This window comes from Pseudarthrobacter sp. NamE5 (assembly GCF_005796225.1).
GTDB lineage: Bacteria > Actinomycetota > Actinomycetes > Actinomycetales > Micrococcaceae > Arthrobacter.
Window position 1 is genome coordinate 40,959 of sequence record NZ_VAHO01000002.1, and the last position, 17,783, is coordinate 58,741.

Genomic DNA, 17,783 nt, shown 5'->3' on the forward strand with positions numbered 1-17,783 from the left:
CGCTGGCAGGGCACTTCGGCGCTCGCAGGGCACTTCGGCGCTCGCAGGGCACTTCGGCACGGACACGCCGCCCGTCGTCCGGAATTACTGCTGTGGCGCCGCCAAAATCCCCTGGACGGCCTGCTGGGCAGATTAAGCCAAGAAAGCCCCTCAACTGAGGGGCTTTCTTGTTCGTGGAGGGGACGACGGGAATCGAACCCGCGTAATCAGTTTGGAAGACTGAGGCTTTACCATTAAGCTACGTCCCCGGAAGAAGCTGCATCTGCAATATTAGCAGGCCGGCAACTTCGGGCTGGCTGTCCAAGCCGGATACAACTAAACCTAATCCATGGCCTACGTGTCAAATGTGCAAACACGGCGCGTATCACCGTAGACTTGCCTGTGCACTAACGGGGTGTAGCTCAGCTTGGCTAGAGCGCCTGCTTTGGGAGCAGGAAGTCGCAGGTTCAAATCCTGTCACCCCGACTCTGCGGCCCGGACCACTCGGCCCGGACAGAACATTGCGTTTGCAGAAACCCATCCCACAAACCCAGGAGTACTTAGACCGTGAAGAGCGCTGTCGAGAACCTCACCCCCACGCGGGTCAAGCTCAACGTTGAGGTTCCCTTTGAGGAACTGAAGCCCAGCATCGACTCGGCTTACAAGACTGTTGCTTCGCAGATCCAGGTCCCTGGGTTCCGTAAGGGCAAGGTGCCCGCCAAGCTCATCGACCAGCGCGTCGGCCGCGGCTACGTTCTCGAGACCGCCATCAACGATGGCCTCAACGGCTGGTACCAGGCGGCCGTGCAAGAGTCCGGCATCCGCCCGCTCAGCCGTCCCGAGGTTGAGATCACCGAGGTTCCGGACCCCTCCGCCACCGACGGCGGCCTGAAGTTCGCCGCCGAGGTTGACGTCCGCCCCGAGATCGAACTTCCGGACTACGCGGGCATCAAGGTTGAGGTTGCCGCCGCCCAGTCCTCCGAGGAAGACGTGGACAAGGCACTGGACGAACTGCGCGGCCGCTTCGGCACGCTCAAGTCCGTTGACCGTCCGGCCGCCGATGGCGACTTCCTCACCATCGACATCACCGCCACCATTGGCGGCGAAGAGGTTGACTCCGCTTCCGGCCTGTCCTACCAGGTGGGCGCCGGCACCATGCTCGAAGGCATGGACGAGGCCGTCACCGGCCTCAGCGCCGAAGAGGACGCCATCTTCAACACCACCCTGGTGGGTGGAGACCACGCCGGTGAAGCCGCGCAGGTCAAGGTAGTTGTGAAGGCCGTCAAGGAGCGCGAGCTCCCCGAGGCGAACGACGACTTCGCCCAGCTCGCATCCGAATTCGACACCCTTGCCGAACTCCGCGAAGACCTGGCCAAGCAGGCCGCCGACTCCAAAATCGTGGAGCAGGGCGTCGAAGCCCGCGACAAGGTCCTGGACAAGCTCGTTGAGCTGGTAGAGGTCCCCGTGCCGGATTCGGTCGTGGAAGAGCAGCTCGAAGCCCACTTCAAGGAGGGCAACGGCCACGGCGAGGGTGAGCACGACACCGAGGAGCACCGCGAAGAGGTCCGCGCCAACACCGCCCGTGCCTTCCAGAACGAAATCATCCTTGACGCTATCGCCGAGAAGGAAGAAGTCAACGTCAGCCAAAACGAGCTGATCGACTACATCGTCACCACCGCCAGCCAGTACGGCATGGACCCCAACCAGTTCGCCCAGATCATTGATCAGAGCGGCCAGGTTCCCATGATGGTCTCCGAGGTCCGCCGCCGTAAGGCCCTGGCAGTTGTGCTGGGCCAGGCCGAGGTCACCGACACCGAGGGCAACACCGTTGACCTGAGCGACTTCGTACGCCCCGGCGGCGAGGAGGAAGCCCCGGCAGCCGAGCCCGTTGAGGCAGAGGCCGCTGACGCCGCCGCAGTCGAGGCAGAAGGTGCCCAGACCCCTGCCGGGGACGACAAGGCCGAGGCAAAGGCCTAGTCCCTCCGCGTTTGATGAACGGCCCCCGGATCCAATGATCCGGGGGCTGTTTGCGTCTAACAGGGGCCCCGGTCCCTGTGCTTCAGCCGATCGTGCGCCGTCAGCGAACAGCCGCAGGGGTGCGAACAAATTGCCGGTGAAACCGGTTAGTGTCCAAGTAGTGATTTTCAGTGATGTCACCGTCACCAGCGAGAGGTAAGTAAACATGTCACAGCACCCAGAGGCCCCCCGGATGGCGACCGTCGATCCCGCAGCCCAGGACAACTACATTTACAACCGCCTTCTCAAGGAGCGGATCATTTGGCTCGGCTCGGAGGTGCGCGACGACAACGCCAACGCGATCTGCTCGCAGCTGCTGCTCCTGTCGGCGGAAAACCCGGACAAGGACATCTACCTCTACATCAACTCCCCTGGCGGCTCGGTGACCGCCGGCATGGCCATCTACGACACCATGCAGTTCATCCCCAACGACGTCGTCACCGTGGCCACCGGCCTGGCGGCCTCCATGGGCCAGTTCCTGCTGTCTTCCGGCACCAAGGGCAAGCGTTACGCCACACCCAACGCCCGTGTCCTGATGCACCAGCCCTCCGGCGGCATCGGCGGCACCGCCTCGGACATCAAGATCCAGGCTGAACTGATCCTTCACATGAAAAAGGTCATGGCTGAGCTGACTGCCGAGCAGACCGGCCAGACCGTTGAGACCATCCTTAAGGACAACGACCGCGACAAGTGGTTCACCGCCACCGAGGCCCTCGAGTACGGCTTCTTCGACAAGATCGCCGCGCACGCCGGCTCCGTGTCCGGCGGCGGCGGAACGGCCAACGGCACCTCCGGCGAGACTGCCTCGCAGAACTAGACCCGGCATCAAAGAACACTCAGATCAGGAGCAATGAACATGAACTACAACTTCGGGTGGTCCGCCGGTAATCTTCCGTCCAGCCGCTACGTCCTGCCCCAGTTCGAAGAGCGCACCCCTTACGGCTTCAAGCGCCAGGACCCCTACACCAAGCTGTTCGAGGACCGCATCATCTTCCTCGGCGTGCAGGTGGATGACGCATCGGCCGACGACATCATGGCCCAGCTGCTGGTGCTTGAGTCCACGGACCCCGACCGCGACATCACCCTCTACATCAACTCGCCGGGCGGTTCCTTCACCGCCATGACGGCGATCTACGACACCATGCAGTACATCCGGCCAGAGATTCAGACCGTCTGCCTCGGCCAGGCCGCCAGCGCCGCTGCGGTGCTGCTGGCTGCTGGTACACCCGGCAAGCGGCTGGCCCTGCCCAACGCACGCGTCCTGATTCACCAGCCTGCCCTGTCGGGCGGCCAGGGCGGACAGGCCTCGGACCTGGAAATCCAGGCCGCAGAGGTGATGCGCATGCGTTCCTGGCTCGAGGACACCCTGGCCCAGCATTCCGGCCGCACGTCGGAGCAGGTCAACAACGACATCGAGCGCGACAAGATCCTCACCGCCGACGAAGCGCAGGCCTACGGCCTCATCGACCAGGTGCTGGATTCACGCAAGATCAAGCCTCAGGCCATCACGAGGTAGCAGAACGGGAAGCCGGTGCAGGCCAGTTCATTTGGCCGCACCGGCCTTTTCTTTCCACCCTTGGGGGCGAATGTGACCTAGAGTGGAAGATGTCACAAGCCGGGCCTCTCTGGTCGGTGAAGATTTCAGCAACGGTGCAAGGCTGCCTGGCAGCAGGATACTAAGGGGTTCACATATGGCTCGGATTGGCGAGAGCACGGATCTGCTGAAGTGCTCTTTCTGCGGAAAGAGCCAGAAGCAGGTGCGCAAGCTCATTGCCGGGCCCGGTGTCTACATCTGTGATGAATGCATCGAGTTGTGCAACGAAATTATTGAAGAGGAACTGGCGGAGGTAGCTGACCTGGGCAGCTTCGAACTGCCCAAGCCGCGCGAGATCTTCGACTTCCTGCAGGAATACGTCATCGGCCAGGAGCCCGCAAAGCGTTCCCTCGCCGTCGCGGTCTACAACCATTACAAGCGCATCCAGGCGGGCCACGCGCCCAAGTCGGGCAGCCTTGCCGATGGGGGGCACCACGACGACGTCGAGATCGCCAAGTCCAATATTCTCCTGATCGGCCCCACGGGCTGCGGCAAGACCTACCTTGCACAAACGCTCGCCCGGCGCCTGAACGTTCCGTTTGCGGTGGCCGACGCAACAGCCCTCACCGAAGCCGGCTACGTGGGCGAGGACGTGGAGAACATCCTCCTCAAGCTCATTCAGGCCGCTGACTACGACGTCAAGAAGGCCGAGCAGGGCATCATCTACATCGATGAGATCGACAAGATCTCGCGCAAGAGCGAGAACCCCTCCATTACCCGGGACGTCTCGGGCGAAGGTGTCCAGCAGGCGCTCCTGAAAATCCTGGAAGGAACCGTCGCCTCCGTGCCGCCGCAGGGTGGCCGGAAGCACCCGCACCAGGAATTCATCCAGATCGACACCACCAATGTCCTGTTCATCGTGGCGGGGGCCTTCGCCGGGCTCGAGGAGATTATTGGCTCCAGGTCCGGCCGGAAGGGCATCGGGTTCGGGGCACCGCTCAATGAGGCCAGCAAGAAGGTGGACTCCTACGGCGAAGTGATGCCCGAAGACCTGCTGAAGTTCGGGCTGATACCTGAGTTCATCGGCCGTCTTCCCGTCATCACCACTGTCTCGAACCTTGACCGCGATGCGTTGATCCAGATTTTGTCCACGCCGAAGAACGCGCTGGTAAAGCAGTACCAGAAGATGTTCCAGATCGACGGCGTCGAGCTGGTGTTCGACGACACCGCGCTCAATGCCATCGCCGACCAGGCCCTGGAACGAGGCACCGGCGCCCGTGGACTGCGGGCCATCATGGAGGAAGTGCTGCTTCCCGTGATGTTTGATCTTCCCAGCAGGGAAGATGTGGCCAGCGTGGTGATCACCGAGGACGTGGTGCTCAAAGGTGCGGAGCCCACCATGATCCCGCACGTCAGCAAGCGCCGGAAGTCCGCCTGACCGCCAGGATCGTCCTGGCCACCGCCTTGCCTACACGCACGTTGTGGCTGCCCCCTGCGCAGCCGACCATTCGGAAGGATTTTCCATGACTGAAGCCGCCATGACCGGAGCTCCAAAGAACAAGGCAGACTTCTGGTTCGACCCCCTGTGCCCCTTTGCCTGGATCACCTCGCGCTGGATCAGTGAAGTGGAGGACGTCCGCGACATTGAAACGGACTGGCATGTGATGAGCCTGGCCGTCCTCAATGAGGGCCGCGAGCTCGAACCCGCCTACCGCGAATCCATGGACAATGCCTGGGGCATGGTCCGCGTCATTATCGCGGCCCAGCAGCAGCACGGCCAGGAAACGGTCAAGGCGCTGTACGACGCCATGGGCACCCTGATCCACGAGGGCGGCGAAAAGGACCGCGACGTAGTGATCGCCAAAGCTCTCGCCGAATGTGGTCTTCCCGCATCGCTGGCGGAGGCTGCAACCACAGACGCCCATGATGACCAGCTCCGGGCCAGCCACGAGGAGGGCATCTCCCTGGTGGGCCAGGACGTGGGCACACCCGTTGTGGCCTTCAACGGAACGGCGTTCTTTGGCCCGGTCCTCACCCGGATTCCCCGCGGTGAGGAAGCGGGCAGGCTGTGGGATGCCACCACCGCCATCGCCTCCTTCCCGCACTTCTTTGAGCTGAAGCGCAGCCGGACCGAGCGGCCTGAATTCAACTAAGGTCGGCGGGCCGGCAGGTCGCGCCAAGAGCCCCGGCAGAACTACTCACTTGTAGTTCGGCCGGGGCTCTTGCGCTCCAGGATGGGCAGGACAAGAATTGGTTTTACCCACTTCGAAAGAAGCGGGACGCAGAAACCAAAGATTCAGTGACAGGCAACTGGCGCAGCCACCGGCAAAGTCAGTATGCGGCTACCAGTGACGAGGTAGGAAGACCTGAAAGTCTGAGGATTTTGCCAGACCATCAAGGCGTCACCAGATGGCCGAAAAGTCGAAGCCCCACCAACGGCAAAACGCTGATGGGGCTTCCCCTTTTGCCCAAAAACAGGGCAAAGGGCCTACTTTCACTACTCTGGCCGGCTACGCCTTCGCGGGCTCCTCGGTGGCGGCCAGTGCCACGTCGCTGACGCTGAGCTCGCCCTCACCAACCAGCAGGGAGATCTCGCGGGCGTTGGAGGCAGCCTTCAGGTCGGCAAGGCCCGCCTTCAGCTGGCTGATCTGGGCTTCCGGCGCGGTGATGGCCGCGGAAAGCACCTCGGTGCGCTGCTTGACCTTGGCTTCGGACTTGGCCTTGCGGACGCCGCTGAGCGCGACACCTACGGTGGCGAGCATGGTGGTGTCACCGCCGGGAACTTCCAGCGCAGAGGGCCACTGAGCGCGGTGGACCGAGTTCTTGCGCCACCAGCTCCACACCTCTTCAGTAGCAAACGGCAGGAAGGGCGCGAAGAGCCGCAGCAGGGTGTCCAGGGTGGTGGCCAGTGCCGCCAGCACGGATGCCTGCTCTGTTTCACCGGCGGCTCCGTACGCCCTGTCCTTGATGAGCTCCACGTAGTCGTCGGTGAACTGCCAGAAAAAGCTTTCCGTGATTTGCAGTGCCCGCGCGTAGTCGTAGTTTTCAAACGCCTTGGTGGCCTGGGCCACCACCTCGGAGAGTTGCGCCAGCACCGCCCGGTCCAAGGGATTGGCCAGGACTGAAAGGTCAGCAGACACCACCGAGTCTTCCGTGGCGCCCAGGTTCAGCACGAACTTGGAGGCGTTGAGCAGCTTGATGGCCAGGCGGCGGCCGATCTTCATCTGGGCAATTTCGTAGGCCGTGTCTGCGCCGAGCTTTGCGGAGGCCGCCCAGTAGCGCACAGCGTCGGAGCCGTATTCCTCCAGCACGTCGGTGGGGACCACCACGTTGCCCTTGGACTTGGACATTTTCTTGCGGTCCGGGTCCAGGATCCAGCCGGAGATCGCGGCGTGCTTCCACGGCGCGCTGTTCTCCAATGCATCCGCACGCACCACCGATGAGAAGAGCCAGGTCCGGATAATGTCGTGGCCCTGCGGCCGGACGTCAAACGGGAAGACCTTGGCGAAGAGGTCCTCGTCCCGCTTCCAGCCGCCCACGATCTTCGGAGTCAGCGACGACGTGGCCCACGTGTCCAGGATGTCGGCGTCACCGGTAAAACCGCCGGGAACATCGCGCTGGGCTTCCTCGAAGCCGGGTGCGGCGTCAGCTGCCGGGTCCACTGGCAGCTGGTCGTCAGACGGAACGATGGGGGAGTTGTAGTCCGGGTTGCCGTCGGCGTCGAGCGGGTACCAGACTGGAATGGGCACGCCGAAGAAGCGCTGGCGGGAGACCAGCCAGTCGCCGTTGAGGCCGGCAATCCAGTTCTCGTAGCGGGAGCGCATGAACGCGGGGTGGAAGTCGATCTCGTGCCCACGTGCGATGAGCCGTTCCCGGCGGTCCTCGTCACGGCCGCCGTTGCGGATGTACCACTGGCGTGATGTGACGACTTCCAGGGGTTTGTCGCCCTTTTCGTAGAAGTTCACCGGGTGCATGATCTTCTTGGGTTCGCCGTCGAGCAGCTCCGCCGCGGCGAGGAGCTTGACCACCTCTTCCTTCGCGCTGAAGACCGTCTTGCCGGCGATCGCAGCGAAGGCCTCGCGTCCGATGTCCGTGGTGATCCAGGCGGGTGTCTCGCTGACGATCCTGCCGTCCCGGCCTACGATGGCGCGGGTGGGCAGCTGGAGTTCGCGCCACCACGTGACGTCGGTGAGGTCGCCGAAGGTGCACACCATGGCAATGCCCGAACCCTTGTCCGCCTTGGCCAGCGGGTGGGCCTTCACCTCAACCTCGACGCCGAACAACGGGGACGTCACCTTCTTGCCGAACAGCGGCTGGTACCGTTCGTCGTCGGGGTTCGCCACGAGGGCGGCGCAGGCAGCCAGGAGTTCGGGACGGGTGGTCTCGATATAGATCTTCTCGCCGTCCTCCATGAAGAACGGGTAGCGGTAGTAGGCGCCCGGCATCTCACGGTCCTCGAGTTCCGCCTGTGCCACTGCAGTGCGGAACGTGACATCCCACAGGGTGGGCGCCTCAGCCATGTAGGCGTCGCCCGCTGCAAGGTTGGCAAGGAACGCGCGCTGCGAAACCGCACGCGAGTTGTCGTCGATGGTCCGGTAGGTCAGCTCCCAGTCCACGGACAGGCCGAGCGTCTGGAAGAGGTTTTCGAAGACCTTCTCGTCCTCGACCGCCAGCTCTTCGCACAGCTCGATGAAGTTCCGCCGCGAGACGACGTCGAAGTCGCGCTGGTTTTTTGCCGGCTGGGCAGGCGGCTGGTAGTCAGGGTTGTAGGGGATGGACGGGTCGCAGCGGACGCCGTAAAAATTCTGCACCCGGCGTTCGGTCGGCAGGCCGTTGTCGTCCCAGCCCATGGGGTAGAAGACGTTTTTGCCGGTCATCCGCTGGTAGCGTGCCAGCACGTCGGTCTGCGTGTAGGAGAACATGTGCCCCACGTGCAGCGATCCGGAAGCGGTGGGAGGGGGAGTGTCGATCGAGTAGACCTGGTCCCTGGTGGTCGCACGGTCGAACTTGTAGGTCCCCTCGGCAAGCCAACGCTGCGTGAGGGCAGCCTCCAGGCCTTCGAGGGCCGGCTTGTCCGGGACATTGATGGGGGCGGTGGTGGGCGTGTCTGTACCCTGATTGTCTTCAGCCATCTGCCAATTGTTTCATGTCCTGCGGCTTTCCCTGGCCCCGCGGGCCCCAGCGCTGGCTTCGTCCCGGTTCATCAGGGGCCGGCGTACCGCCCACCCCGCTAGGGTGGTGCCATGACTGACGGTTCGCAGAAAAAGGCAGCTTTGGTGACCGGTGCAAGCAGCGGGATCGGGGCGGCGACCGTCCGTGCCCTGGCAGCGGACGGGTGGCATGTTTTCGCCGTGGCGCGCCGTCAAGACAGGCTCGCCGCGCTCGGGAAGGAGACAGGCGCCGTCGCTATGCCTGCCGATATTGCCGAGGACGACGACGTGTCCCGGCTGGCGGCGCAGGTGGCCGAAGCAGGCGGCATCGACACGCTGATCAACATCGCCGGCGGCGCCAGGGGCGCCGACACGGTGGGCTCAGCGAGCACCGACGACTGGGAGTGGATGTACCGGGTGAACGTGCTGGGCACCATGAAACTCACCAGGGCCTTCCTCCCCATGCTCCGGGCAAACGGCGAAGGGACCGTCCTCAACCTGACCTCCACCGCGGGGCTCGCGGCGTACGAAGGAGGGGGCGGCTACAACGCTGCCAAGTTCGCCCAGCACGCCATGACCGTGGCGCTCCGCCTCGAGGAGGCCGAACACAACGTGCGTGTGATCGAGGTGGCCCCCGGACTGGTCCAGACCGAGGAGTTCGCGCTGAACCGGCTCGGCGACCGGCAGGCCGCGGACAAGGTGTACCAGGGCGTGGAGAAGCCGCTCACGGCCGAGGACGTGGCTGATGTTGTCCGCTACGCGGTCAGCGCCCCGCACCACGTCAATCTGGACCAGATCGTGGTCCGGCCGGTGGCCCAGGCAACCAACTACAAGCTCATCCGGAAGGGCTAGCGCTTACCGTGGACCACGCCTACGCCAGCCTGATACTGAGGGTGGCCAGTACTGCGGCGTGGTCCGTTCCCGCCACCCTGCGGACGGCGTAGTCCGAGCCGGTGATGTCCGGACTCGTGACCAGATGGTCCAGCGTCACGCCGGGAAGGCTGTAGCCGCGCATCGGCCAGGTCGGGACCAGCCGGTTTCCCGCTGCCGTGGCCACGTCCACCAGGGGTCGCCTTCCGCTGCCTCCTGCCAGCAGCTCCCGGAATTCCCTGTGGTCGAAGGTGGCATTGAAGTCGCCGGCCAGCAGCAGCGGCCCGGACCCGGCGTCGATCCGGTCCAGCGCTGCGAGGTCATTGCGCCATTGCTCCAAACCGTCTTCCACCGGTGCGAGGGCATGGACAGCGACCACCCGCAGGGAGGCCTCCTGTCCAGCCTGCGGCAAATCCACGCTGACCACAGGCATGCGGAAGGGGGTGTCGGGGACAACTCCCACCTCACGCAGCCCCAAAGAAGAATAGATGGCTGCGCCTCCCGCCCTGCGTTGGGGATGCGCCACCTGGTGGGGGAGCAGAGCCGGCAGCGCCGCGGCGGAAAGCCTGTCAGCCAGTTCCTGCGTATATTCCGCGATGACCAGCAGATCCACCCGCTCTTCGCGGACCAGCTCCACGATCCGTTCGGCGTCCGCTAAGCCCAGCTCCGCATTAATGGCCATGGCCCTCACCTGTACCGCGGGGTGGCCGGCGTGTGCTGCTTCAGGATTGGCTGGGGCCGGGAGGAACAGCCACAACACCTGGAGGCCGAGCAGCGCCGCAGTCACTAGTTGCAGCGGCCTGCTGCGTGCGGGAAGGGACAGCAGGAACGCCGCGATGGCCGGCACGGTAAACCACGGAACAAAGGCCAGCAGCTGCACGCCCAGGACAGGCCAGTCAGCGGGCACAGCGCGCAGAAGGGCGATTCCTGCCACGGGTGCGGCGGCCACGCCCGACAGCCAGCGGAATGCCAGGACCTTCCGTGTCGGAGCTTTGCGGGTATTACGACGGCGGAGGCCGCCCCGCGGGCGGTCGGCTGGATGCATCAGACCTCCCCGGCGCGATGCGGTGCCGACAGGGCCGGGGACCATGCAGTCATGCCTTAGATTCTAGGCAGCGGCGTCTCGAAGTGGGCAGGGCTGAATGGAAACCTGTGCGGGAAAAATAGTAGAATCGAAGCGGCTATGACCCGGCAATCACCGGTGAGCTTCCGGAAGAACACGCGAACTCCCATATCGCACCGGTCCATGGGGTACGCGCCAGTAGAACCGGACGGGTAAGCCCGTCACAGCAGTAATGAGTGGCCGTCGTCGCGCCCGTTCCTCCGGGGACGCGCAACACGGTAAGTGAGGTGGTACCGCGGTGAGCGTGGCGTCCGGCGGACGACACGGAACCGTCCTCGCATCCTGAACGGAACAGAAGGCGCAAGCCGGCAGTTCACCAAGCTCAACCCAGGATGTCGACATGACGTATTACCCGAAGGCCTCAGCCAGTACTTCCACCAGCGCGCCGTCCAGCGGCGGCGCCGCAGTGTCCGCCTCCGTGAAGTTCCCGGAGATCGAAGAGCGCATCCTGAAGTACTGGGACCAGGACGGCACCTTCCAGGCCAGCATCGACCAGCGCAGCCCTGACGCTCCCGGCGGCGAACCCGGCAGCAACGAATTCGTCTTCTACGACGGCCCGCCCTTCGCCAATGGGCTGCCGCACTACGGCCACCTGCTGACCGGCTACGCCAAGGACCTGGTGGGCCGTTACCAGACCCAGCGCGGCAAGCGCGTGGAGCGCCGCTTCGGCTGGGACACCCACGGCCTCCCCGCCGAGCTCGAAGCCATGAAGCAGCTGGGCATGACGGACAAAACCCAGATCGAGGCCATGGGCATCGACAAGTTCAACGACGCGTGCCGTGCCTCCGTGATGAAGTACGCCGATGAGTGGCGGAACTATGTTACGCGGCAGGCACGCTGGGTGGACTTCGACAACGACTACAAAACGCTCAATGTCGAGTACATGGAATCGGTCCTCTGGGCCTTCAAGCAGCTGCACGAGAAGGGCCTGACCTACAACGGCTACCGGGTGCTTCCGTACTGCTGGAAGGACGAGACGCCGCTGTCCAACCATGAGCTGCGGATGGACGACGACGTCTACAAGAACCGCCAGGACCAGACCGTCACCGTGACTTTCCCCATCAAAGCGGGGGAGTCGGAGCTGTCCAGGCAGCTCGCAGGCGTCCAGGCCCTCGCCTGGACCACCACGCCCTGGACCCTGCCCACCAACGCCGCCCTCGCCGTCGGGCCTTCCATCACATACGCCGTGCTGCCAGCGGGGCCGAACGGGATCAAGGCCGCCTCCGCGGACGCACCAGTCGCAGGAAGCTTCCTGCTGGCCGCGGACCTGGTCGGCAACTACGCCAAGGACCTGGGCTACGACGATTTCGAGGCAGCCCAGGCTGCCGTGGTCTCCACGCACACAGGCAGCGAACTTGAGGGCCTGGGCTACGAGCCGCTGTGGCATGACTTTGCCGACAACGAAAAGTACGGCATGGAGAACGCCTGGCGGTTCCTGGTGGCTGACTACGTGACCACCACCGACGGCACCGGCCTCGTCCACCAGGCCCCGGCCTACGGCGAGGACGACCAGAAGGTCTGCGAGGAAGCCGGCATCCCCGTCATCCTTTCCGTCGACGAGGGCGCCAAGTTCCTCCCGCTCTTCAAGCACGGCGACCTGCACGACATCGTGGGCCTGCAGGTCTTCGAAGCGAACAAGCCCATCACGCAGGTGCTGCGCGCGCAGGGCCGGCTGGTGCGCCAGGCCAGCTATGAGCACAGCTACCCGCACTGCTGGCGCTGCCGCAACCCGCTGATCTACCGCGCCGTGTCCTCCTGGTACGTGGAGGTCACCAAGTTCAAGGACCGCATGTCCGAGCTGAACCAGGAGATCAACTGGATCCCCGGCAACGTCAAGGACGGCCAGTTTGGAAAATGGCTGGAGAACGCGCGCGACTGGTCCATCAGCCGCAACCGCTACTGGGGCAGCCCCATCCCCGTGTGGCAGTCCAGCGACCCCGAATACCCGCGCACGGACGTGTACGGATCGCTTGCCGAAATCGAAGCCGACTTCGGCCGGCTGCCGCGGAACAAGGACGGCGAAGTGGACCTGCACCGGCCGTTCATCGATGACCTGACCCGCCCCAACCCGGATGACCCCCGCACCCCGGAAGAGGGCCAGTCTGTCATGCGCCGCGTGGAGGACGTGCTGGACGTCTGGTTCGACTCCGGCTCCATGCCCTACGGCCAGGTGCACTACCCGTTTGAGAATGAAGCCTGGTTCGATACCCACAACCCGGCCGACTTCATCGTGGAGTACATCGGACAGACCCGCGGCTGGTTCTACATGCTGCACATCCTGTCCACCGCACTGTTCGACCGGCCGGCGTTCCGCAACGTCATCAGCCACGGAATCGTGCTGGGCTCGGACGGGCAGAAGATGTCCAAGAGCCTGCGCAACTACCCGGATGTGTCCGAGGTGCTGGACCGTGACGGCTCCGACGCCATGCGCTGGTTCCTGATGTCCAGCCCCATCCTCCGCGGCGGCAACCTCGTGGTGACCGAGCAGGGCATCCGCGACGGCGTCCGCCAGGTCATCCTGCCGCTGTGGAACGTGTACAGCTTCTTCACGCTTTACACGAACGCTGCCAACAGCGGGGCCGGCTACGACGCGCAGCTCCGCTATGACGGCTACGTCGATACCCTTGACCAGTACCTGCTGGCCAACACCGGCGAGCTTGTCAGCACCATGACTGAACGCCTGGACGAGTACGACATCTCGGGAGCCTGCGACGCCCTGCGCAGCTACCTGGACATGCTCACGAACTGGTACGTGCGCCGCAGCCGCCAGCGGTTCTTTGACGAGGACCGGGACGCCTTCGATGCGCTCTTCACGGCGCTGGAGACCGTCTCCCGGGCCGCCGCCTCGCTGCTGCCGCTGGTTTCCGAGGAGATCTGGCGCGGCCTCACCGGCGGCCGTTCCGTCCACCTGGCCGACTGGCCCGACGCGGCGCTGTTCCCCGCCAACGCGGACCTGGTCCAGGCCATGGACAAGGTCCAGCAGATCTGTTCCACCGGGTCCTCACTGCGCAAGGCCGCAAACCTGCGCGTCCGCCTTCCGCTCCGGGAACTGACGGTGGTGGCACCCGGCGCCGACGCGCTGGCAGGATTCGCCGCCGTCGTCGCGGACGAGCTCAACCTGCGCTCCGTCCGGCTGCTGGATGCTGCCACGGCATCACCGGAGGAATTCGGCGTCCAGCAGAAGCTGGTGGTCAATGCCCGTGCCGCCGGCCCGCGGCTCGGCAAGAACGTCCAGCTGGCCATCAAGGGTTCAAAGTCCGGCGACTGGTCAGTGGATGACGACGGGGTGGTCACCGCCGGCGGTCTGCAGCTCGAACCGCAGGAGTACACGCTGGAAATCGTAGTGGCCGAGTCCGAAGGCGGTGCGTCCACCAAGGCCGTCGCGGTCCTGCCCGGCGGCGGCTTCGTGGTCCTGAACACCGAGGTCACCCCCGAACTCGAAGCGGAAGGCCTGGCCAGGGACATGGTCCGCGCCATCCAGCAGGCACGCAAGGACGCCGGGCTCAACGTGAGCGACCGCATTCGGACATCGGTCACTGCCCGGCAGAACGTCGTCGATGCCCTGCTCGCCAACGCCGGCCTGGTGAAGGACGAAACCCTGACCGTGGACCTCGTGGCGGAACCTGCAGACGTCGCCGAGTCCGTCGTCGCCGTGGAAAAAGTGGAGGCGGCAGCATGACCGATCATTTCTCGGTGGAAAGTGTCTACGCCGAACTGCTGGGCAGGGCGCCGGAGAACAAGATGGAGCCGCGGCTCGCGCCGCTGTTCCGGGCCATGGATGTGCTGGGGGAGCCGAACAAGGCGTTCCCGATCATCCACGTGACCGGGACCAACGGCAAGACCTCCACGGCGCGCATGATCGAGTCCGTCCTCCGTGCCCATGGGCTGAGCACCGGCCGGTACACCAGCCCGCATCTGTCCAAGGTCACCGAACGGATCAGCATCGACGGCCACCCGGTCTCCGACGAGACGTTCGTCCGCATCTGGGACGAGATCCGTCCCTACCTGCAGATCGTGGATTCGGAGCTGGAGGCCGAGGGCCAGCCGCGCCTCACCTACTTCGAATGCCTGACCATCCTTGGTTTTGCCATCTTCGCTGACCAGCCGGTGAACGTGGCCGTCATTGAGGTCGGCCTGGGCGGCATCACCGACGCGACCAACGTGGGGGACGGCCAGGTATCCGTGATCACGCCGATCTCCCTGGACCACACCGACCTGCTGGGTGACACCACGGAAGACATCGCGTACGAAAAGGCCGGCATCATCAAGCCCGGCGGCTACCTCATCAGCGCCGCCCAGCCGCTGGACGCCGCCCAGGTCCTGCTGGAGAAGGCCAAGGACGTGGGTGTGCCCTTCCGCTTCGAAGGCGTGGAATTCGGGGTTGAATCGCGGACAGTGGCAGTGGGCGGCCAAATGGTCACCGTCCAGGGTATCGCGGGCCGCTACCCGGACCTGCTGGTGCCGCTGCACGGCGCCCACCAGGCCCAGAACGCCGCCGTGGCAGTCGCTGCCCTTGAAGCCTTCTTCGGCGGCGAAAAGGAACTCGACTTCGAGGTCCTGCAGGAAGGCTTCGCCAACGTGTCATCCCCGGGCCGGCTGGAGGTGGTGCGGACCGCGCCCACCATCATTGTGGATGCCGCCCACAATCCCGACGGCATCAAGGCCTCTGCCGCCGCCCTCCAGGAGGCCTTCACCTTCACCAGGCTGGTCCCGGTGGTGGGCGTGCTGCAGGAAAAAGACGCCGAGGAAATCCTCCGCCAGCTCAAGGAATCCCTGGGAGAAGTGGCAGAAGAGTTCTGCTTCACGCAGTCGAACTCCCCGCGCGCGGTCCCGGCGGCCGAACTCGCCGAACTGGCCGTCGACCTGGGTTTCGGCGAGGACAACGTGCACATCGCCGAAAAGCTCGACGACGCCCTGGAATGGGCGGTGGAACGGGCAGAAGCCAACGACGACCTCTCCGGCGGCGTGCTGGTCACCGGCTCCATCACCCTGGTGGCGGAAGCGCGGATCCTGCTCGGAAAGACGGAGGCGTAGGCAATGGCCAGGCTGACCAAGGCCCAGCGCGAATGGCGCCCGGGCATGCCAAAGAAACGCCGCTCCACCAAGGTCTTGTTCGCTTCCACGGTGCTCCTCCTGGAAGCCTTCGTCATGTTCTTCGCCACCTTGGTGGTTTTCGGACTGCGCCGCGGTGAGTTCCCGCCGTCGCTCATCCTGGGGGTTGGCATTGCGCTGAGTGCGGTGATGGTGGTGGCATGCGCCTTCCTCACCAAACCCTGGGGCATGGGGCTGGGCTGGATCCTGCAGCTCGTCCTGATCCTGACCGGCATCTTCGAACCCGCCATGTTCCTGGTGGGCGCCCTCTTCGCCGCCGCCTGGTGGTACGGGATCCGCACCGGAATCCGGCTGGACTTGGAAGCCGGGGAACGCGCGCGCGAGCAGGCCGAGTGGGAGGCAACGCATCCAGACCAGGCCGCCGGGCCGGGCGAACAGCCACAATCCCCGTAAGGCGAAGTCCCCGTAGACTTGTCCCGAAACCCAACCCAACGCATTGGAGCAGTTGTGACCACTGAGCGCACCCTCGTCCTGATCAAGCCCGACGGCGTCGCCCGTAACCTTACCGGCGCCATTCTGGCCCGCATCGAAGCCAAGGGGTACACCCTGGCCGAGCTGAAAAAGGTTGACGCCTCCCGCGAACTGCTGGAGCAGCACTACGAGGAGCACGTGGGCAAGCCCTTCTACGAGCCGCTGGTGGAGTTCATGCTGAGCGGTCCTGTCGTCGCGGCCATTTTCGAAGGCCACCGCGTCATTGAGGGGTTCCGGTCACTGGCCGGCACTACCGACCCCACCACCGCCGCCCCCGGCACCATCCGCGGCGACTTCGGCCGGGACTGGGGCCAGAAGGTGCAGCAGAACCTGGTCCACGGCTCCGACTCGAGCAATTCCGCTGAGCGCGAGATCAAGATCTGGTTCCAGGAGTCCTGAGCGGAGTCCTGTTGAGGTGACAGATAAGGCCGATGTTCTTCGTGAACATCGGCCTTATCTGTCACCTCGCAGGTTTCGAACTGCGGTCTAGAACCCTGACGTTCCCGCGAACACCTGGATGAACGCGAAGAAGATGGTGGCGATGACCGCGACGTACAGCAGCGCGGTGATGATCCAGCCGGAGTCGGCCAGGACGCGGGCGGCCCTGGCGGGAACCCGGATGACGCCGGCCGTGATGTTGCGGATGGTCACCCAGACGAAGAGCGGAATCATGGCTGCCCAAACGATCATGCAGAACGGGCACAGGATGCGGATGTCGTAGAGTGCCTGGGACCAGAGCCACACGACGAACACGAAGCCAAGCGTGACACCCGTTTGCAGGCCAACCCAGAACCAGCGGGCAAAGGTTGCACCTGACAGCAGCGCCATGCCCACGGTGATGATCACGGCGAAGGCAACGATGCCGATGAACATGTTGGGGAACCCGAACAGCGAACTCTGCCAGGTCTTCATCACGTCGCCGCAGGAGATCCACGGGTTCACGTCGCACACTGTGGTGTGGTTGGGATCCTGGAGTACGGCCAGTTTTTCCAGGACCAGGGTTCCGGAGGCGAGCCAGCCGATGGCGCCGGTAATGACGAGGAGCCAGCCGAAGGGCCGGTTCCGCGTCATCGCCGGGACAGATCCTGCCGCGTCGGCTGCAGGATCGCGGTCCTGGTTCAGGCTCCGTTCCGGGGCCGAAGTGCCGCTGGGTGGGGAAATGCTGGGCATGGGCTAGGCGTCCTTTTCATCGGGTGCTCCTTGCCTGATTGTAACGCCGGCGGCTGGGAAGACCTTCCAGGCAGGGGAACAGGTGCAGCCGCCTCCGCCGCTAGATAGCCCGTGTATGAGAGAATGAACGTGGCTGGAACCCGAACCACACTTCGGACTCCGGTCCGGTGGCTTGTTCGCAAGACCGCCAATGATGAGCAGGGCAGGCATCGGCTTCACCGACGCAGCCTCCCGCACTCCATTGGGCGGCACCTGGTTGTGGCACTTCGAACAACGGGTTTCAGAACATCCCGCCGGCCTCCACGGGCTGCCGCACCCCACTGCCGGTGCGAACCTGGAGGTATCCACTTGACTTCTG

At 64.5% G+C, this 17,783-nt stretch carries 14 protein-coding genes and 2 tRNA genes; 12 read left to right on the plus strand and 4 right to left on the minus strand.

The genetic code is table 11. From position 1 onward, the window contains the following. Positions 1-174: 174 nt before the first annotated feature. Positions 175-248 (minus strand) — tRNA-Gly (locus FDW84_RS03380). A gap of 142 nt (positions 249-390) precedes the next feature. Between FDW84_RS03380 and FDW84_RS03385 the strand changes: the two genes are divergently transcribed. The 6 genes from FDW84_RS03385 to FDW84_RS03410 all read left to right on the plus strand — a co-directional run bounded on the left by FDW84_RS03385 (position 391) and on the right by FDW84_RS03410 (position 5,682). Next, positions 391-465 (plus strand) — tRNA-Pro (locus FDW84_RS03385). A gap of 81 nt (positions 466-546) precedes the next feature. Further along, positions 547-1,956, plus strand: a complete 1,410-nt coding sequence (gene tig, locus FDW84_RS03390; protein ID WP_138606610.1) for a trigger factor — start codon at positions 547-549, stop codon at positions 1,954-1,956. Between the two features lie 232 nt (positions 1,957-2,188). Then, a complete protein-coding gene (locus tag FDW84_RS03395; protein ID WP_138607180.1) occupies positions 2,189-2,812 on the plus strand; it encodes an ATP-dependent Clp protease proteolytic subunit in 624 nt (207 codons plus the stop codon). A 39-nt stretch (positions 2,813-2,851) separates the two neighbouring features. Then, positions 2,852-3,511: an ATP-dependent Clp protease proteolytic subunit gene (locus FDW84_RS03400; RefSeq protein WP_138606612.1), complete on the plus strand. Its 660-nt coding sequence runs from the start codon at positions 2,852-2,854 to the stop codon at positions 3,509-3,511. Positions 3,512-3,686: 175 nt separating this feature from the next. Next, the gene (clpX, locus tag FDW84_RS03405) at positions 3,687-4,967 is read left to right on the plus strand and encodes an ATP-dependent Clp protease ATP-binding subunit ClpX (RefSeq protein ID WP_138606614.1); all 1,281 of its coding nucleotides are present in this window, start codon (positions 3,687-3,689) and stop codon (positions 4,965-4,967) included. Positions 4,968-5,067: 100 nt separating this feature from the next. Further along, on the plus strand, positions 5,068-5,682 hold the full coding sequence (locus FDW84_RS03410; RefSeq protein WP_138607183.1) for a mycothiol-dependent nitroreductase Rv2466c family protein: 615 nt from the start codon (positions 5,068-5,070) through the stop codon (positions 5,680-5,682). Positions 5,683-6,039: 357 nt separating this feature from the next. Here the strand turns inward: FDW84_RS03410 and valS are convergent, their stop codons facing one another. Further along, the gene (gene valS / locus FDW84_RS03415) at positions 6,040-8,661 is read right to left on the minus strand and encodes a valine--tRNA ligase (protein ID WP_138606616.1); all 2,622 of its coding nucleotides are present in this window, start codon (positions 8,659-8,661) and stop codon (positions 6,040-6,042) included. Between the two features lie 111 nt (positions 8,662-8,772). Here valS and FDW84_RS03420 point away from each other — a divergent pair, with 111 nt between their 5' ends. Continuing rightward, positions 8,773-9,531 (plus strand): SDR family oxidoreductase, encoded by a 759-nt coding sequence (locus tag FDW84_RS03420; RefSeq protein WP_138606618.1) that lies wholly within the window; start codon positions 8,773-8,775, stop codon positions 9,529-9,531. 19 nt (positions 9,532-9,550) lie between these two features. Here FDW84_RS03420 and FDW84_RS03425 read toward each other — a convergent pair whose 3' ends face one another. After that, complete coding sequence (locus FDW84_RS03425) at positions 9,551-10,594, minus strand: endonuclease/exonuclease/phosphatase family protein (protein ID WP_138606620.1); 1,044 nt, start codon at positions 10,592-10,594, stop codon at positions 9,551-9,553. Between the two features lie 418 nt (positions 10,595-11,012). On the opposite strand from FDW84_RS03425, the gene ileS reads away from it, so the two are divergent. From ileS to ndk, 4 genes are read left to right on the plus strand one after another with little or no spacing between them, the layout of a single operon-like run. Further along, complete coding sequence (gene ileS / locus FDW84_RS03430; protein WP_138606622.1) at positions 11,013-14,351, plus strand: isoleucine--tRNA ligase; 3,339 nt, start codon at positions 11,013-11,015, stop codon at positions 14,349-14,351. After that, complete coding sequence (locus FDW84_RS03435) at positions 14,348-15,706, plus strand: bifunctional folylpolyglutamate synthase/dihydrofolate synthase (RefSeq protein ID WP_138606624.1); 1,359 nt, start codon at positions 14,348-14,350, stop codon at positions 15,704-15,706. Before ileS ends, FDW84_RS03435 begins: the two co-directional genes overlap by 4 nt. 3 nt (positions 15,707-15,709) lie before the next feature. Further along, positions 15,710-16,177, plus strand: coding sequence for a DUF4233 domain-containing protein (locus FDW84_RS03440; protein WP_138606626.1), 468 nt, complete (start codon positions 15,710-15,712; stop codon positions 16,175-16,177). A 54-nt stretch (positions 16,178-16,231) separates the two neighbouring features. Next, positions 16,232-16,654 carry a nucleoside-diphosphate kinase gene (gene ndk, locus FDW84_RS03445; RefSeq protein ID WP_138606628.1) on the plus strand — a complete coding sequence of 141 codons (423 nt, stop codon included), beginning with the start codon at positions 16,232-16,234 and terminating at the stop codon, positions 16,652-16,654. Positions 16,655-16,741: 87 nt separating this feature from the next. Here the strand turns inward: ndk and FDW84_RS03450 are convergent, their stop codons facing one another. Then, complete coding sequence (locus FDW84_RS03450; RefSeq protein WP_138606630.1) at positions 16,742-17,425, minus strand: vitamin K epoxide reductase family protein; 684 nt, start codon at positions 17,423-17,425, stop codon at positions 16,742-16,744. Positions 17,426-17,615: 190 nt separating this feature from the next. Between FDW84_RS03450 and FDW84_RS19195 the strand changes: the two genes are divergently transcribed. Continuing rightward, entirely contained in the window at positions 17,616-17,777 is a 162-nt protein-coding gene (locus FDW84_RS19195; RefSeq protein ID WP_171027225.1) for a hypothetical protein, read from the plus strand. The last annotated feature ends 6 nt before the right edge of the window (positions 17,778-17,783 follow it).

Bases quoted from the DNA above. Each gene is read 5' to 3' on its own strand.
- FDW84_RS03395 (WP_138607180.1), top strand. From the start codon at position 2,189: ATGGCGACCGTCGATCCCGCAGCCCAGGACAACTACATTTACAACCGC.
- FDW84_RS03400 (WP_138606612.1), top strand. From the start codon at position 2,852: ATGAACTACAACTTCGGGTGGTCCGCCGGTAATCTTCCGTCCAGCCGC.
- clpX (WP_138606614.1), top strand. From the start codon at position 3,687: ATGGCTCGGATTGGCGAGAGCACGGATCTGCTGAAGTGCTCTTTCTGC.
- FDW84_RS03410 (WP_138607183.1), top strand. From the start codon at position 5,068: ATGACCGGAGCTCCAAAGAACAAGGCAGACTTCTGGTTCGACCCCCTG.
- valS (WP_138606616.1), bottom strand. From the start codon at position 8,661: ATGGCTGAAGACAATCAGGGTACAGACACGCCCACCACCGCCCCCATC.
- FDW84_RS03420 (WP_138606618.1), top strand. From the start codon at position 8,773: ATGACTGACGGTTCGCAGAAAAAGGCAGCTTTGGTGACCGGTGCAAGC.
- FDW84_RS03425 (WP_138606620.1), bottom strand. From the start codon at position 10,594: ATGCATCCAGCCGACCGCCCGCGGGGCGGCCTCCGCCGTCGTAATACC.
- ileS (WP_138606622.1), top strand. From the start codon at position 11,013: ATGACGTATTACCCGAAGGCCTCAGCCAGTACTTCCACCAGCGCGCCG.
- FDW84_RS03435 (WP_138606624.1), top strand. From the start codon at position 14,348: ATGACCGATCATTTCTCGGTGGAAAGTGTCTACGCCGAACTGCTGGGC.
- FDW84_RS03440 (WP_138606626.1), top strand. From the start codon at position 15,710: ATGGCCAGGCTGACCAAGGCCCAGCGCGAATGGCGCCCGGGCATGCCA.
- FDW84_RS03450 (WP_138606630.1), bottom strand. From the start codon at position 17,425: ATGCCCAGCATTTCCCCACCCAGCGGCACTTCGGCCCCGGAACGGAGC.
- FDW84_RS19195 (WP_171027225.1), top strand. From the start codon at position 17,616: ATGATGAGCAGGGCAGGCATCGGCTTCACCGACGCAGCCTCCCGCACT.